The organism is Sodalis praecaptivus (assembly GCF_000517425.1).
Classification (GTDB): domain Bacteria; phylum Pseudomonadota; class Gammaproteobacteria; order Enterobacterales; family Enterobacteriaceae; genus Sodalis_A; species Sodalis_A praecaptivus.
The window spans coordinates 1,839,514-1,855,945 of sequence record NZ_CP006569.1; the positions used below are offsets into that span (position 1 = coordinate 1,839,514).

Annotated in this window: 15 protein-coding genes; 8 read left to right on the forward strand and 7 right to left on the reverse strand. The window is 53.9% G+C overall.

The window, feature by feature from the left end; all coding sequences use genetic code 11:
- Window positions 1–861: 861 nt before the first annotated feature.
- Window positions 862–2,031 (reverse strand): hypothetical protein, encoded by a 1,170-nt coding sequence (locus tag SANT_RS08125; protein WP_025421799.1) that lies wholly within the window; start codon window positions 2,029–2,031, stop codon window positions 862–864.
- A gap of 31 nt (window positions 2,032–2,062) precedes the next feature.
- Here SANT_RS08125 and SANT_RS08130 point away from each other — a divergent pair, with 31 nt between their 5' ends.
- Together SANT_RS08130 and SANT_RS08135 are read left to right on the forward strand one after the other, a co-directional pair.
- The gene (locus SANT_RS08130) at window positions 2,063–2,290 is read left to right on the forward strand and encodes a hypothetical protein (RefSeq protein WP_025421800.1); all 228 of its coding nucleotides are present in this window, start codon (window positions 2,063–2,065) and stop codon (window positions 2,288–2,290) included.
- Window positions 2,291–3,029: 739 nt separating this feature from the next.
- Window positions 3,030–3,845 (forward strand): nitrilase-related carbon-nitrogen hydrolase, encoded by an 816-nt coding sequence (locus tag SANT_RS08135; RefSeq protein WP_025421801.1) that lies wholly within the window; start codon window positions 3,030–3,032, stop codon window positions 3,843–3,845.
- A 288-nt stretch (window positions 3,846–4,133) separates the two neighbouring features.
- Here SANT_RS08135 and SANT_RS08140 read toward each other — a convergent pair whose 3' ends face one another.
- From SANT_RS08140 to SANT_RS24475, 3 genes are all read right to left on the reverse strand, one after another.
- A complete protein-coding gene (locus tag SANT_RS08140) occupies window positions 4,134–4,613 on the reverse strand; it encodes a DoxX family protein (RefSeq protein WP_025421802.1) in 480 nt (159 codons plus the stop codon).
- Between the two features lie 286 nt (window positions 4,614–4,899).
- Window positions 4,900–5,388 carry a DUF1097 domain-containing protein gene (locus tag SANT_RS08145; RefSeq protein ID WP_025421803.1) on the reverse strand — a complete coding sequence of 163 codons (489 nt, stop codon included), beginning with the start codon at window positions 5,386–5,388 and terminating at the stop codon, window positions 4,900–4,902.
- Window positions 5,366–5,551 carry a hypothetical protein gene (locus SANT_RS24475; RefSeq protein ID WP_025421804.1) on the reverse strand — a complete coding sequence of 62 codons (186 nt, stop codon included), beginning with the start codon at window positions 5,549–5,551 and terminating at the stop codon, window positions 5,366–5,368. The genes SANT_RS08145 and SANT_RS24475 overlap by 23 nt, the downstream gene beginning before the upstream one ends.
- Before the next feature lie 255 nt (window positions 5,552–5,806).
- On the opposite strand from SANT_RS24475, the gene SANT_RS08155 reads away from it, so the two are divergent.
- The 6 genes from SANT_RS08155 (at window position 5,807) to SANT_RS08180 (ending at window position 13,106) form a co-directional block, all read left to right on the forward strand.
- Window positions 5,807–6,724 carry a LysR family transcriptional regulator gene (locus SANT_RS08155; RefSeq protein ID WP_025421805.1) on the forward strand — a complete coding sequence of 306 codons (918 nt, stop codon included), beginning with the start codon at window positions 5,807–5,809 and terminating at the stop codon, window positions 6,722–6,724.
- 102 nt (window positions 6,725–6,826) lie between these two features.
- On the forward strand, window positions 6,827–7,834 hold the full coding sequence (locus SANT_RS08160; RefSeq protein WP_025421806.1) for a LacI family DNA-binding transcriptional regulator: 1,008 nt from the start codon (window positions 6,827–6,829) through the stop codon (window positions 7,832–7,834).
- 63 nt (window positions 7,835–7,897) lie between these two features.
- On the forward strand, window positions 7,898–9,400 hold the full coding sequence (locus SANT_RS08165) for a xylulokinase (RefSeq protein WP_025421807.1): 1,503 nt from the start codon (window positions 7,898–7,900) through the stop codon (window positions 9,398–9,400).
- Window positions 9,400–10,584 (forward strand): hypothetical protein, encoded by a 1,185-nt coding sequence (locus SANT_RS08170; protein WP_025421808.1) that lies wholly within the window; start codon window positions 9,400–9,402, stop codon window positions 10,582–10,584. Before SANT_RS08165 ends, SANT_RS08170 begins: the two co-directional genes overlap by 1 nt.
- Window positions 10,577–11,716, forward strand: a complete 1,140-nt coding sequence (locus SANT_RS08175) for a 2-dehydropantoate 2-reductase N-terminal domain-containing protein (RefSeq protein WP_025421809.1) — start codon at window positions 10,577–10,579, stop codon at window positions 11,714–11,716. Before SANT_RS08170 ends, SANT_RS08175 begins: the two co-directional genes overlap by 8 nt.
- 103 nt (window positions 11,717–11,819) lie before the next feature.
- On the forward strand, window positions 11,820–13,106 hold the full coding sequence (locus SANT_RS08180; RefSeq protein WP_025421810.1) for an MFS transporter: 1,287 nt from the start codon (window positions 11,820–11,822) through the stop codon (window positions 13,104–13,106).
- Between the two features lie 202 nt (window positions 13,107–13,308).
- Here SANT_RS08180 and SANT_RS08185 read toward each other — a convergent pair whose 3' ends face one another.
- The 3 genes from SANT_RS08185 to SANT_RS08195 all read right to left on the reverse strand — a co-directional run bounded on the left by SANT_RS08185 (window position 13,309) and on the right by SANT_RS08195 (window position 16,417).
- Window positions 13,309–14,121: a DeoR/GlpR family DNA-binding transcription regulator gene (locus tag SANT_RS08185; RefSeq protein ID WP_025421811.1), complete on the reverse strand. Its 813-nt coding sequence runs from the start codon at window positions 14,119–14,121 to the stop codon at window positions 13,309–13,311.
- A 161-nt stretch (window positions 14,122–14,282) separates the two neighbouring features.
- Entirely contained in the window at window positions 14,283–14,906 is a 624-nt protein-coding gene (locus SANT_RS08190; RefSeq protein WP_025421812.1) for an HAD family hydrolase, read from the reverse strand.
- The gene (locus tag SANT_RS08195) at window positions 14,903–16,417 is read right to left on the reverse strand and encodes an FGGY-family carbohydrate kinase (RefSeq protein WP_200867282.1); all 1,515 of its coding nucleotides are present in this window, start codon (window positions 16,415–16,417) and stop codon (window positions 14,903–14,905) included. Before SANT_RS08195 ends, SANT_RS08190 begins: the two co-directional genes overlap by 4 nt.
- Window positions 16,418–16,432 lie beyond the last annotated feature (15 nt).

Sequence of the window (16,432 nt, forward strand, 5' to 3'; positions counted from 1 at the left end):
TGTATTGTTGCCGGGGTTTATCACTTGATCAAAATGCAGGGAAAATATCGGCTCTCTTACTTGTGGACGGGCTGCAATTAAGTTTTACAGTTTTAGGTGCGCTGAAATATTTATCGTCACCCGGTGAGTATAACAAAATGAATAATCCGTACGTCCCGCGGGTTTCAGTGTCATTATACCACGCAGGTCGACGCGGATTAAAATGGCTGAGCGCAAGACGTCGCGCGATAAACCTCTGCGCACAGACGTACTTCGCGGGCGCAAGTGTGACGGCGGGGGGGGACAAACCCGCGGCCGCGTGAACGGGGGACATTTGGCTGCAATTATGCCCGGAGCAAGGCGACGATAAAAGCAGTGGCCCTGGAGTTTACCCGCCGCCGTTAGCCGGTCCATTAGCGCAAATCCTGGTGAGGCGGTATCGCCGCTTAATAGCGCAAGAATGGCGTCATGATTAAAGCGTTTCCCCTGTAAGAGGTCTTGGGGAGATGGCGCAATGCTGCAAAGCCTATTGACCAGCTCACGCCGTGCATAACTACCCTGGCAGGGAGGATCTTGAAAGCAATAAAAGCCACCGCTATTGCCCGGAAGAGTACCTCTCTTGACAATAACAGCGGCTTTTAATCAATGGAACATGACGTTATGTAGCGAGAAACGACAGAACGCTTAAAATGGATGCTAATAGGCATGATGCTGAAATAAGCCAGTCATGGTGATTAACAAGCACGATGATACGTATCATTCCTGTCATTCCTGTCATTCCTGTCATTCCTGTCAATCCAGTCATTACGCGATATAAGCGAGGCAACTCTCATCGCCATCCTTGGGAAAAAGCTTTGCTTTTCACTGAATCATTGCAGCGTTTTATAAAAAAGGATTCGTCGACTTGCCAGCCATTAGTGGGTTGACACTATCCCTTAGCTCGGTCTCCGCCATTCCGTTTGTAGAGTCGAGCTGTTGGTCATGACGAGTGCGGTTTACCTGCGCCGATGTCGACTTTACTGCGGCAGCTGCAAGGGTTTTATTCCCTTGTGCTCCGGCAATACCTTTTTCAGGGTGAAGAGAATTCAGGCTGGTATCACGTGATCGAAAGGGGTTTAAATCCTCAGTATTAATAGAGGGCGCAACGGACAGGTCTCCATGAGTCTGTCCACCCGCCAGGGACGTTGTCAAGGGTTGTTCGGTGGCCATCAATATCGCCTTTACACCTTTCTGTTCATCGACGCCACGGGCATTTACCGAATTGGGTAAGGTTGCCGCTGCATTGACGTTATGACTTGCCTGACGTTCAGCACCAGAACGTGACCCAAGGCGTGAACCGTTTTCATTGGCGGCTTGTCCTACTGCGATGTGGCTCGTTGTTAAGCCCTGGGTCGCGTGATTGGCAACCGCTGATGAGGACAACGTGATATAAGCTTGATGGTAGCCTTCTTTTTTCTGCTCTATTTTTTGCAATTGAGTAAAAAGAGAATTCAACGTGGATGACGTAAATTGACTTTCTCCCAATTCTTGCATAAATTGTTTACGATCGGCAGGATTAATATTGTTCAAGTACTTATCAAACTTGGCAAAGGGTTGGGCGTTGTTTGCGCTGAAATTTTGCCATCTATCAATAGTTTGTTTGTTGATAATCAGCTTTTCAATAAGTCGAGATATCTTGATTTCATCAGGACGCTCTTCATTGTGTGAAATTTTAAAAGGATGAGCCGATTTTGCCTTGTTGCTTGCAGGGATGTTGGGGTCATTTCTGCTTAACAGCTTTTCGAGTTTGATACTGATTTTGGCGTTTTCTTTCGTTAGCTTATTGATTTCTTTAGCAGCACGTGCACTGTGCTTGGCTGCGGTTTGTTGAATGTTTTTTACTATTTTATGGGTATACTGATTGGCTTTAAACTCAGCATTAGACATTTTGGCGGCGATAAGCTTTTGCGCAATATTCTTATGGCTTTTATTTGCATCGCTGTCGGTAAGGATTTCTTTTGTGCTATTGTGCGTATAAATTTTGTAAAGCAAAGGCGAATTGCTGAGTTTCATAAATCCTCTCTAGTTTTAAAGTGAATGTTGCATGATTTTCATTGCTATTATTCTTGATGGCGGCATTTGTCCTAACCTCACCCTGTCTAAAACGCCTTGGGTGAATTTTTTAATAGGCCACGTTGTTATTATCAAGTTAAGCATTGCTGATAAGCGTAATAGCCATAGGTTCATGTCGATATCAAATTTCGCAACCCAAAATAAGGCGCAGCGCTCTCAGGTGATTATTAATATTCATCAGTCATTTAATGAACCATAATGCTTCATCGCAACTTGTCAGTATTTATATTGAAATAGGATGGGAATGATATTATCAAACACCCACTAGCCAACGTCACACATTGATTTTGTTCTATTGTTGATAACGGTAATGAGAGGTGGCGCGGATAACTATGGCCCAATAGTGTTTAACACACTCAAGAGACGGCTTGCGTTGACGATAAAGGGGCGGCGTTATTGCGATTGAGAAGACATAGAGGTTGAATAAGGCGTAAACGCGAGCGTCGAGCGGTCATATTGTTCCTATGGGTGGCTAATTTCAGCAGGGTGTTGTTGGCGATGTCTCATTGCGACAAAGTGAGCTCAAGGCAGAGGATGGTTTTTTACTCTAGAAGCCCGGCTGAGACTTTTTTTTGGCACAGTGGCTCCTCAATCCACCAGCGCCCATGACACTATCGCTAAGCGATGAAACACTTATCAGCCGTAAACGCATAATCATGGTGGAGGACGATGACTGACGACAGCAATCATAAGGATGACGATGTCTGCCTACAGCAGCGAAGTCAGGTGAATATTACTCTATTGAAGCCGCCTATTGTGGCATGTGAGAATGTCTAGACTACCTCAACGAGATTTTGGGCAAAAGCAAACAGCTCTTGCCCGCCTGTCCTCTTGGCAGGGGAAGGGCGATAGGCGGCGTTTGATTTTCGCGGGAAAGCGTCTAGGGAAGGGCTTGCATAATTCCTATTTTTGGTGATTTTATCGTACAGGGAATCATTATGATTAAAATAGCATTAGCACAAATTGATACCGAGCTGGGTAACAAAAGAAAAAACCTGCGTTATATCGCTTCTTTATGCAAAGAGGCCGCTGATAATAAGGCTGATGTTATCTGTTTTCCTGAATTAGCGACGACAGGGTATACGCCTGACCTCTTAGGAACCCGATTATGGCAATTGAGCGAAAGCCGGGGCGAAGAGACCGACCGTTTACTGTCAGAATTGGCCGGGAAGCTGGGACTAATTATCATTGCCGGCTTTATTGAGCGCGGTGAAAGAACAGGCCAGGTGTATAACTCGGCAGGCGTGTGGACGCCCGAAGGTGAAAGCTGGCTGCACGCGCAGCGTAAGATTCATCTGTGGGCAGACGAGAAAAAATGGTTCAGCGAAGGCAACCGGTGTGAAATTATCAACACGCCCTTGGGCAAGCTCGGCGTCATGGTTTGCTATGATCTGGGGTTTCCGGAAGTCGCGCGCATTTTTGCGCTGCGTCAGGTCGACATTCTGTTTGTGATTGCCGCCTGGAGTGAGGCTGAAGCCTACATATGGGATATCAATTGCGCCGCGCGGGCGCTGGAAAACGGCGTTTTTCTGGTCGCGGTTAATCGTTGGGGCGAGGAGGGCGAACTTCACCTCTTTGGCGGCAGTCAGATCATGGCGCCTGACGGCCAGCGTGTTGTCCGGGCTACCGACAAAGGGGAAGCATTGATCTACGGCAATATTGATTTAACGCAGCTGGCAACCGTGAGAATGATCTTGCCGTACAGAAAAGACCTTAAAATCCCATTCTATCAACATCACTATAACGAGGATTAGGGGCAGGTGGAGGTTGGCTGGCCCGAGATCCCCGGTAAAACCTCTGCCGGGGATAAGGGTGATTATCCCCGCATGAAGTTCCGTGTTGCCAGGTTCTCCCACGGTGTCTCACCTTGTTTCGCGCCCTGATAGCGCCATTGTTGCTCCGGCGTACGATAATCTCATGGCATTGACGCCTAAGCGGGTCGCCGATTGCCAGCAAGGGTCAACGCCCCTTGATAAGCGAAATTTTCCTGTCATCCGCGGCTGCAAACCGTGGTGTTACGTACGGTATAACAGTTGCAGCGGTTAACGAAAAAGCCTCGCATCCAGCGTCCAGGCGCCGCCGCCCCTGGCCACAATGTAGAGCGCCAAAAATCCCATTAATACCGGAAATTCAATGCCGCGGTCGAACCAGGGCCAGGTCGGCCCGAGGGCATAGCTTATCCCCGCCATCTGAGCGGCAAACAGCAACGCCACGACGCGGGTACCAAAGCCGATTGCCAGCAGAATAGCGCCTCCCGTTTCCAATAGCATGATCATGAATGCCAATTGCGGGGCGAACGGTAAGCCCATGACGTTTTGCATGAGCGCTATCGATCCCGCCATAGGATTGGACATGGAGCCGTGGGCGGTGCCGAGAGCTTTGGGTAAGCCGTGCGTGAGCAGCACTAGGGCGAAAACGATGCGCAGCAAGGCGTAAAGTGCGGGCTCGGCCTCAAGCAGCAGGCCTGAAAATCGAGATAACCGCGATCGCGCGGTGGTGTCTTTCGTCAAATCAGTGGACATATTGGCTCCTGTTGTTCTGCTTCGCGATGGCGTTAGGTTCACGTGCGGCACCAGATTCCCCCTAGCGGTGCGCCGGGCTGGCAGCTTGCCGACGGCAGAGATCCGCCTCGAGCGCGCCTGCCGGTGACGTCCCGTTTACCGGTGGCGTCTCGTTTGTCGATGGCGTCTTGTTTGCCGATGGCGTCTCGTTTGCCGGGGGCGGCCTTGCCGTCCCTAACGGGAAACCGGTTACAAGCAACGATTGATGAGTGTACACGGCCGTAAAGACGCTCGGCGCTGAAGCGATTTACGCCTGATGCACATAATTAACCCGCCTCTGCCATAGGTGGGCGAGCGCGCCTGCAAGACTACCGATCGCGGTCGCCAGGGCCAAACTGGCGAACGTTGCCAGTGAGGGCGGTAAGTGCGAGGCGAAGTAGGCCATCAATCCCAGGAAGAAGCCCAGCAGATTATTAACGAGCGGCACTTTTGCCAGCGATAGCGCAATGGCGGTGACGATGATTACCACCGGCGTCAGCGCGTAGGCGCCAAGGAGCGGACTGAGCGCGGCGATGAGGTATGCGGCACCCATGCCCAGCGCCATGCCGATCAACACGCATACGAGGTTGATAAGTCCGCTACGCACATTCAGTCCCCGGGTAAAAAAGGCAATCCAACCCACAAACATCGCCCAGACGGGTAATTCCAACACCATGACGAAGGTGGCGGCCGAGGAGGCGACCGCAGATTCGCCGAGCACTACGGTAAGATGCTTACGCCAGGAATGAATCGCCATGGGATGCCTCCGTCAAGAAATGGCTTATCTGCAAACCGCATAGCGGGCGGGACGGCAGGGATGCCGTTGCAGCGCAGGCAGGGAGCGCGGCGACAAGCGGCGCGCCGGCACGCAGTGCATCAACCTCGTTCAAGCGGCCGGGTAGGGAAATGACGCGTTTCATGTAAGTCCTCCTGATGTGAGCAGATAAGCGAAGCCGCCGTTGGCCGCTTAATCGGGCCATGGTGCCACTGCGACCGCGCGAGCCACGGGCTAAGGTCATTGAATCATGCTGTCTGCTCTACCGGGCCCTGCGTTCTCCGTCTGGCCCGCGCCATGAAAGCGCCTCGCCCGTGGCAATCATTATGTTTGTTTACAACAGTGAGATAAATCCCGTTAAATGGGCATGACAATTCAACCGGAGTAAACAATCAGCCTTATGGATCGCTTTGACGCGCTACAGCTTTTTATCCGCATTGTAGAACTCGGCAGTTTCAGCCGGGCCGCGGCCGCACAGGCGATCCCGCGCGCCACCGCTTCGCTTGCCATCAAAGCGCTGGAAGCCAGATTAGGCACCCGGCTACTTGATCGCACCACGCGCCATGTGCGGCCGACGCTTGATGGTCAGGCGTTCTATACGCGGTGCGTGCAAGTGCTTAGTGAACTTGAAAGCGCCGAATCCTCGCTGCGCCATGTCGCCGCCAACCCGCGCGGTACGCTGCGTGTGGATATGCACGGTACCCATGCGACGAGAATCGTTTTGCCGCGCATAGACGACTTTCGCGCCCGCTATCCGCATATCGATCTGGTCGTCAGCAGCGGCGATAGGCTGGTGGATTTGGTACCTGAAGGGATTGATTGCGCCATACGTGCAGGCAACCCCCGCGACTCAACGTTGGTGGCCCGGCGCCTGGCCGTGATGCCGCAAGTCATATGCGCGAGTCCGGAATACCTCGCACGCTTTGGCACGCCGCGCCATCCCGATGACTTGCCGGCCCATCAGGTTGTGAAATTCTTCTCACGCAGTAGCGCCATGGACGATACCCTGGAACTCATCATTGAGGGGCGGGTGGTCGAGTTTGCACTGCCGGGATGGATGGCGGTCAACGACGCCGAGAATTACGTCGTTAGCGCTTTGCGCGGTTGCGGATTGATTCAACTGCCGCGCTTTCATGTGGAAGAGGCGCTGCGGAGCGGGCAATTGGTGGCAGTGCTGAGCGAGTGGCCCTGTCCGATGTTCCCGCTATCCGCGCTGTATCCATTTCACCGCCAGCTGTCCCCGCGGGTGCGCGTCTTTATCGACTGGCTGAGTGTCCTGTATGAAGAAAAATTTGGCCCCCTTACCGCCATGCCTTAATGTGTGTGCAATATCACAAATTAATCATGTTATCTTTGACCTTAAAGAAAATCGGCGCTAGCTTCACTGCAAGATGAAACGTTTCATTTTTGGCTGGGGAACATGGTTGCAACCATAAAAGACGTTGCCGTCAAGGCAGGGGTGTCGCTAGGTACCGTGTCAAAGGTCATTAATGGCGACCCGAGCGTCAGCGATAAACGCCGAGAACGCGTGATGGCGACCATTGCGGCGTTAGGTTATTCGCCTAATAGCATTGCGCAAAATTTGCGCACCGCCAACTCCAAAACCATCTCGGTGCTGCTGGCCAATATCACCAACCCGTTCCAAATGGCGCTGGCGAAAGGGATTGAGGAAGTTGCCGTGGCGCACAGCTATAACCTGACCATTAGCGCCACTAATGAGCAAAGTGCTAAAGAACTCGAAAGTCTGGCGATGTTCGAGCGAAATCGCAGTGAAGGGATCATCATTTGTAGTACGGGTAAAACCAAAGAAAAGATTTGCTCACTGATTGAAAAAAATATCCCGGTGGTGATGGTGGACCGTTTCGTTCCCGGCATTCCCTGTGACTACGTTGGGGATGATTTTTCCCACGCGATTGACATTGCGCTGCAACATTTACAGGCATTGGGACACAACCGCATTGGTATTATCCACGGCGACATGAATACCTATCACGGCGAGTACCGTCATGGCCTGGTGCTGAGCCAGATGCGCAAACTCGGGCTCTCCCAAGATAAAGATTTGCATAAGACCGGGCCTTATACCTACGAGCAGGGGGAGCAGGCGTTCAGGGAATTGCTGGCGATGTCGGTACCGCCGACGGCGATTCTGGCGGTCAATAACGTGTTGTGCGCGGGCGCTATCCATGCGGCAAACCAGAGCGGCGTCACTATCCCGGACGACGTCTCGCTTATTCTCATCAATGAAAACAACTTTATGTGGGATATCGTTTCGCCGGGTATCACCATGGTGACCCAGTCGCCGCTGACCATCGGGCGTCGCGCCGCGAATATCATTTTCGAGCGTCTGCGGAATAAAGAAAAAACGGCGTTTACCGCGACGCTATTGGCGCCGACCCTGGTCACTCGGGAATCGACGCGCAGCCTTTAATTTTTTTTAAGATAAAAATGAAACGTTTCATTTTTGCGATGATAGGCATAAAAGGCATATAAAATGCAAAACTCTGTAGTGCTTACCCTGGATATTGGGACGACGTCCTGCAAGCTGGTCCTTATCGATAAAAACGGCCATGAGCTGTTCTCTGACAAGGCCCACTATCCACTTTTGTTCCCGAAACCGGGTCAGGTTGAACAGGATCCGCAGGCGATCTGGTCGAGTATTCAAACCCTGCTCAAGCGTTTATCACGCGATGCCGGCGAAACCTACGACATCGAAGCGATGGCCATCAGCTCGCAGATCAGCGCGCATTTTCTGGTTGATGAGGCGGGGACGCCGCTGACCAATATCATCTCATGGATGGACAGCCGCGCGGCAGCACAAGCGCGTGACTTGGTCAGCGCTTATAGCAAAGCACAACTGCGCGACGCGTTGGGCATGGACATGCTGATAGGGCCGGCATTTAGCATACCCAAGCTTAAATGGCTGGCGACCCACGCCGCGCCAACGCTTGCGCGCGCGCGGTATCTGATACAAATAAAAGAATATGTTATCTGGCAGCTCACGGGAGAATGGCGTTCCGACCTGACCAGCCTGAAGGGGGTTGTCAACCAGCAAACCCGCCGCCTTTCCACCGAATTACTGCGCTGGGCGGGGGCGCCGGAGGGCATTATCCCTCCCTATGGCGACCCGTGGGAAATCGCCGGTTATACCAAAGCGGATGTGGCCGGCAACCTGAATATCCCGGTCGCCATGCCGGTGATTTTGGGCTGGAATGATTTAAACGCGGCCATTCTCGGTACGGTGGGGGTACCGCGTCATAACAGTGGCTTTGATATTACGGGGACATCGGAGCATATCGGTTTCGTCGGGGCGGAAGTGCTGGCGACGTCCCCGGAAGGGATCAACTGCCTGCCGTTCGTCGATGATGTAATGCTGTCCTACGGCGTGACCTCGTCGGGCGGACAGGCGCTACAGTGGTATATGAATAACATTGCGGTCAGCAAAAATTATGTCGATATCGAGCGCCATGTGCATCGGGTACCGCCCGGCGCGGAACAACTGCTATTTCTTCCTTACATCAACGGTGAGCGTAACCCCTGGTGGAACCCCAATGCGCAGGGGGTATTTTTTGGCCTGCGCGCGCACCATACCAAAGATCATATGACCCGTGCCGTGCTGGAAGGCGTCGGGTTTGCGCTAAAAGCGAATACCTCTCGCCTGGAGACGATGCCTGAGGCGTTCGTGATCTCCGGCGGCGCCAGCGCTCTCGACATCTGGAACCAGATCAAAGCGGATATCATGGGAGTGCCTTTTAAAAAGCTCAACACGACGGAGGCCGGATGTCTGGGAGTGGCTATTTTGGCCGCCAAAGCGCTCGGCTGGTACCGTTCTTTAACGGTCGCGTCCGAAAATATGATACGCACAGCGAAAGTCTATACGCCAAATAGTGAAAACCATCGACTGTATAACCAAAAATTCACCACCTATTTGCGCCTTTATGACGCGCTGAAGCCGGTATTCGACGTCAATGTTAATCAAGTTGAGGAAGTAGAATAATGAAAGCCATCATTTACGGCGCGGGGAAAATATCGCGCGGGTTTATCTCGCAATTAGTTTATCTGGCGGGATACGACATCGTGTATGTCGACATTAATGACAGCCTGTTGGCGCAATTAAGCACGCGGAAACAATTCACGGTCCATGTTATGGGCGCTAGCGAAAAAAATACGCTCATTACGGGTTTTAAATGCCTGTCGCTTACCGATACGGCGGCCGTCGCACGGGAGCTCCAAGCGGCGGATATCGTGTTCACCTCGGTCGGCGGGAAAAATTTACCCTCGCTTGGGGCGACGATTGCGGCGGCTTTTACCGAGGTTTTCGACGGCGGGGGACCAAAAGGCTTTCTCAACATTATAACCTGTGAAAACTGGAAAGATCCGGCCAGGGTATTGGCTGAAAGCATCCGCGGCCACCTGAGTGACGATCGGGCAAAACGGTTCGACACCTGCATTGGGGTAGCGCAAGCCGTGGTGATGCGTTCCGCCGTTGATGCGACGCCCGACATACTTAAACAGGATCCCCTGACGGTGCCGGTTCAGGATTTTTGGCAGCTGCCGGTCGATATCGACAGCATTAAGGGTCAACCGCCGGCGATCCCGGGCATTATCTATCAGGAAAACTTTGCGGGTTTTCTTGAGCGCAAAATCTACACCTACAATACCGGTAACGCGACCATCGCTTATCTCGGCTATTTAAAAAAAAGCTATGCGCTGGCGGACGCCGCTAACGACGATTTCATCGTTGCCGTCTTGGATCAGGTCTATCAGCAGACCAATAAAGCGCTCTCCCTGAAGCATAAATGTAGCCTCGAAGAACAGACGGCCTTTTCTGAACAAGCGAAACGAAAATATCAGGATTACGCCATCATTGATGATGTTCGTCGCCATGCCAATGACCCAATAAGAAAACTCGGCCCGGACGATCGTCTGATAGGCGCCGCCAGGCTAGTACAGGCGTACCACCTTCCCGTGGACGGTATCAGTATCGCCATTGCCGCGGCGCTTTATTATGACAACCCGCAAGATGCGCTTGCCGTTTCATTGCAGGCCCTGCGCGAGCAACGGGGTATTGATCATGTGCTGCAAACCGTTTGCCAGATTTCTCTCGACGGCGACTTAGCCAAAACGATCAAGGCAAAAATTGTTTATCTCAAAAAAATAGGACTTATCGATCATGAGTAACACACCGTCAGCAGTAATTATTGGCGCGGGTCAAACCGGACGCGGTTTTATTGCCCGATTTTTGGCGAAAAGCGGCTATCACCTGACCTTTATCGACAACAATGACAAGACAGTGCAATACCTACAGGAAGATAACTTCTTTACCATCCATTGTTTTGATGAAACGGTACGCCCGGTACATATTCATGATTTTACCGCCTATCGGGCCGGGACGCCTGAAGCATTGCGGGCTATCGCGGCGGCGGACGTGCTGTTTGTCTCGGTTGGCCAGCAGAATTTGCCGGTGATTGCAAAAGACATCGCTCTTGGGGTCAATGCCCGACGTAAATCGGGGCTGGCGCCGCTTAAGGTGCTTACCGCCGAAAACGGAGTCTCGCCAGGGCAAATTCTCGGCGATGCCCTGCGCCAAGATCTCGACGACCCTGAAAGCGTTGCGATATCGGAGGTGGCGATTTTCTGCACCACGAATGTGCTTAAGAAAACCCGTTTGGATATTGGGACTGAAAACTATAACCGCGTTCCCTACAACGCGCGGGCGTTGGGCGGCGAGCTGCCTATTAAAGGCTTTGTCGCCGAAGCAGACATGACCCAATTATTAAAACGCAAGATTTATACTTACAACTTTATCAGCGCGTGCGTGACGTACCTCGGCGCTTATAAAGGTATAGAGGATTACGCGACGTCGGCAAACGATCAAGAGGTGCGTGAACTTATCTTCCGCGTGGTGCCGGAGCTAAATAAAGCACTGTGCAAAGTATTGGCCGTGGATGCGGCCTCACAGGAGACATTCTCGGATAATGCGCTAAAGAAATTTAGCGATTATACGATTGAAGATTATGTCAGTAAAAATGCGCGCGAGGTGTCGCGCAAGCTGCGTCCTGACGACCGTATGATCGCACCGGCAAATATGATTATCGCCAACGCCGGCGATACCCACGCCATCGCTATCGTCATCGCTGCCGCACTCTTCTGGGGAGAGAAAAATGAAAAACTGTTGGCCACGTACGGCAGCGTTGACGCCGTTCTTACCTCGCTGAGTCAGGTGCCGGCGGATTCAGCGCTTTTTCGCCAGGTTAAAGACTGTTATGCGGCATTAAAACAAGGAACAACGATTACGCAACTGCTGAAATAACCAAGTAACCCAATCAAGGAACACACAGGCCAAAGGAAATTATTTGGCGTGTGTTTCCTGCATCTGAAATCCGAGCCCTACTACAATTATATTAGAGGTTGACATGAGTAATAATAAACCCACAAAAGTCAGGTTTTTCATTCTTTTTATGGTGTTTATTTCGGTAGTGATTAACTATATGGACAGGAGTAACCTTTCTATTGCCGGTCCGCACATTGCGCAAGAATTTGGGTTATCGACCATCAAGATGGGCTATATTTATTCCGCCTTCGGCTGGACCTATGCCTTATTGCAAATTCCCGGCGGCTTCATCGTGGATAAAGTGCTGCCGCGAATGCTTTATACCCTGATGCTGGTCGGCTGGTCGGCAATGACGCTGCTGATGGGTATCGCGCAAGGGTTTGGCGCGCTTTTTGGCCTGCGTCTCGCCATCGGCGTGTTTGAAGTGCCGGCATTCCCCACCAATAACAAAATCGTCACCGCCTGGTTCCCTGAGCATGAAAAAGGCAAAGCCATTGCCTGCTACACCTCCGGCCAGTTCGTGGGGGTGGCATTCCTGACGCCGGTGCTGGTGGCGATCCAGACCTGGTTGGGGTGGCAAGGTATGTTTATCCTGATGGGGGCAATTGGCATCGTGTGGGGATTGATTTGGTACGCGCTGTATCGTCAACCCGATGAACATCAAGGCGTCAATCAGGCGGAGATAGACTATATCAAGCAGGGCGGCGGCGTGATTTCCGCTACCACCGCGAATACGGCAAGCGGCAAACAGAAAATTGAATGGTCGCAGATCAAAATGGCGTTCTCGCGCCGTAAATTATGGGGCGTGTATATCGGTCAGTTCGCGTCAACCTCGATGCTTTGGTTCTTCCTGACCTGGTTTCCCACCTATCTGGTGCAGTATCGGGGACTGGATTTCATCAAGGTGGGTTTTCTCACCTCTATTCCTTTTCTGGCGGCCTTTGTCGGGGTGCTGTTGGGGGGCACGTTCTCAGACTGGCTTATCAAGCGCGGCCATAGCATAACCTTGGCGCGTAAGTTGCCCATCATCTTGGGCCTGTTACTTTCCACCTCCATTGTGGGCGCCAATTTTACCGATAACACCACCCTTATCGTGGTATTCATGACGATTGCGTTTTTCGGTAACGGCTTTTCTTCGATTACCTGGACGTTGGTATCGGCGATTGCGCCGGTTAAGGCTATTGGTATCACCGGCGGCACCTTTAACTTCATGGGTAACCTGTCATCGATTTTCATCCCGATAGTGATTGGCTATCTGGTGAGCGGCGGCAATTTTGCGCCGGCGTTGATTTTTGTTTCGCTCATCGCGCTCATTGGCGCGCTGTCGTATATTTTTATCGTCGGTAAAGTGGAACGGGTGTCGTTCTAACGCGGTCAATGCCGCGCGCCCAAGACCGACATCCACCTGGAGGTACACCGGTAACGGGCCCGTTTGCTGCCGGCGGGCCGCTTCGGTAATGGTGTCGACGCCGGTAAAGGTCGGCGGCAATGCAGGCGACGCGGGCCCGGTGCCGCGGGGCCTCAGCAGCAGCTCGCGCCCACCGCCTGCAAACCTCGGCCGGCGCTGAACGTCAGGTGGCGATCATCACCTGTACATTCGCCAGCTCCAGGGCGGTCGCGAGCACCGCAGGCGGCGCGCTGTCCGTTATCAGCAGGTCGATGTCCTGCCACTCGGCCACCTGCACCAGCGACATGTGTTGGAATTTCGCGGCGTCGCAGAGCAGCACTTTAAAGCCGGAACGACGAATTAAAACCCGTTTCATTTCGGTCTCATCCAGCGAGCTATCGTAAATGCCCTGGCTGGTGATGCCCGAGGCGCTGATAAAGGCGATATCAAACCAGAACTGCTGGAACTGCTCAATGGCCGATGGCCCGACGATCGCCATCTCATCGTCGCGCATCTTGCCGCCCGCCAGATAGACTTCCGGCGCCTGGGGATAGCGGCCAATCTCATGGGCGATACGCACGCTGTTGGTGAAGATTTTCAGTCGTTCATGTTGCACCAACGCCTCCGCCATCGCCAGGGTGGTGGTCCCGATATCGAGGGCGACACTCTGGTAGCGCCCCGCAACCTCGGCAGCCTGCCGGGCAATGCGCATTTTACTCTCGCGGTGCAACGCGAGGCGCGCCGCAAAGTGCGCCGGCAGCGGATCCATAATCGGCGGATTGAGCGTTTCCGTCAGCACCGCGCCGCCGTGGACCCGGCGCAGCTTGCCGTCCGTTTCCAGTTCGGCCAGGTCGCGGCGAACCGTCATTTCCGAAACCGCCAATTCCGCTGAGATCTCCACCACCGTCCCCCGCCCACGCTCGACCAGCATGCTAAGGATCCGTTTTTTTCGCTCCTGGGGAAGATAACGCGTTTGGGTCTCGGGTTTGGCTGGCATGACGTTGAACACTCTTTTCCGGGTTGATTGTGGGCTTAGGCTGTGATGATACGCTATAGCTCACAATATTAAGAGTCCTTGGGGCATTTGCAAACCGAATTTGTTCGAGTGTGTTCATTTCGTAGCGCGGGAAGTCCTTGCCCCGCGCGATCAGGGCCGTATCAGAACCAATCGAGGACGTGAGTCAGCGATAAGATGGCCGTTACCCCCTGCGCGGAGGAGGGCAAAGCGCCGTAGAAGGCAACGTGCATCCCGGCGGCCTGCGCCGAGAGCGCTCCGGTTTGGCTATCCTCAACCGCCAGCACGGCGGCGGCAGGTAACCCCAATGCGCTAAGCGCGTGCTGATAGGGTTCGGGCGCGGGTTTACCACGGTTGACATCATCCAGCGTCACCACCACATCCATGCACTCGCGCACGCCCAGCGCCCGCAGATTCGATTCGACGATAGCCCGACACGAATTGGATACACAGGCTTGTTTAATCCCTTTGGCGGCCAGCAGGCGGATGGTTTCCCGGCTGTCGGGGATGGCGTCCAACTCGCTGCTGTGGGCATGGTAGTGATCCTCGATTGCCCGCAACCATACCTCCCGTGGCAAATCCGCCGGCAGCTCTGCGCGCAGGGCTTGCCAGACATCGAAAACATGCACGCCGCAAAAACGTGACGCCGGCAGAGCGCTCAGATCGAGACCGAAACGGCGGCAGGCCGCCAGCAGCGCCCGGTGATGCAGTGGCTCACTGTCCACCAACGTTCCGTCGATGTCCCATGCAATGGCGTCAAATTTCATGGCGCCTCCTGCTGTGTCAGCGGGCGGCAGGCTTCATAGAGCTGGCGGAAGCGCTGATATCCTTGGCGATAAACGTCGGTATGGGCACGCTCAGGCGCAACACTGTCTTTCAAGGTGACCCAGGCGCGGGCCCCATTCCAATCCGTTGACGCCCCCACGCCTATCGCCGCCGTCCAGGCCGCGCCCAGGCAAGAGCCGGGGTGACCGACCAGGCGACTTAGCGGCTCGCCCAAGACATCGGCGACAATCTGCATCCATAGCGTGCTGGCCGATCCGCCATCGGAAACGACATAGCGGTTCACCGGGTAACCGATATCCAATAGCGTTTCAATATGGTGTTTGATGGCATACGCATAGGCTTCCAACAACGCTCGCCACACATGGCCCGCGTCGTGGGTAAGCGTCAAGCCAAAGAGCACGCCGCGGGCATCGGGATCGTGCAGCGGGGTTTTCTCCCCGAGAAAATAGGGCAGAAAAAGGAGTCCGTCACTGCCCGCCGGGCGCTGTTCCGCCAGCGTATCCAGATAGTGGTGAAGGCTCATCCCTTGTTCACGCGCCGCCGGTTCATGCTGCGCCGCGAAGTGCTGCACGAACCAGTTCAGTCCCGATCCGCCGGTGGACATACAGCCGTTCGGCATATATCGGCCCGGCACCAGGTGATAATCCAGATACAGGCGCGGGTCGGGGCGGGCGGTGTCCGTGACGGTGAGGATGTCTACGGAGCCACCGAACTTGAGCAGCACATCGCCGGGGGAGGTGACACCGGCCCCCAGGGCGGAGGCTATCATATCCGCCGCCCCGCCAATCACCGGGGTACCTGGGCTAAGCCCGGTCCAGGCGGCCGCCTGCGCGGTAACCGCGCCGATAATGTCATGGGAACGCGCCAGCGGCGGGACCACATGCCGGGGAAGATGGGCAAAGGCGATCAATTCGTCATCCAGCTTATGGCTGCCGATGTCGACAAAACCGGCCTCCAGGGCCCAGTTCTGTTCGATAACTTTCTCCCCCGTGAGCTTCCAGTTGATAAAGTCATACGAACCCAACACCGTATCGATGCGCGCAAAGACCGCAGGTTCATGATGCTCAAGCCAGCGGATTTTGGCCCCGACCAACTGTTGATTAATGCCGTTTCCGGCGCGTTGTAGAAAGTGCTGGGCGTCCATTTCGCCGCGCATCTGGAGTACTTCTGCGCCGCTGCGGCCATCGCTTTGCTGAATGCTCGGGCGCAGTAAACGGTCTTGGTTATCCAGCAAAACCACGGCGGGCAGCATCCCCGTCACGCCAATGCCGCCGATTTCGCTGGCCGCGATGCCGCTTTGCGCCAGTAATTGCCGGCAAATTTCGCCGACATTCTGCCACCACTGATCCGGTGATTCTTCCGTCCAGCCGCTGTGCGGGGCCGAGAGCGTGACCGGGCGGGAGGCCATACCGAGAACGTTGTCGGGCAGGCCAATCAGAATACCGATGGTAGAGGTCGTACCAATATCAATGCCTAACAAATACCGCATCATATCTTCCCGCTCCGA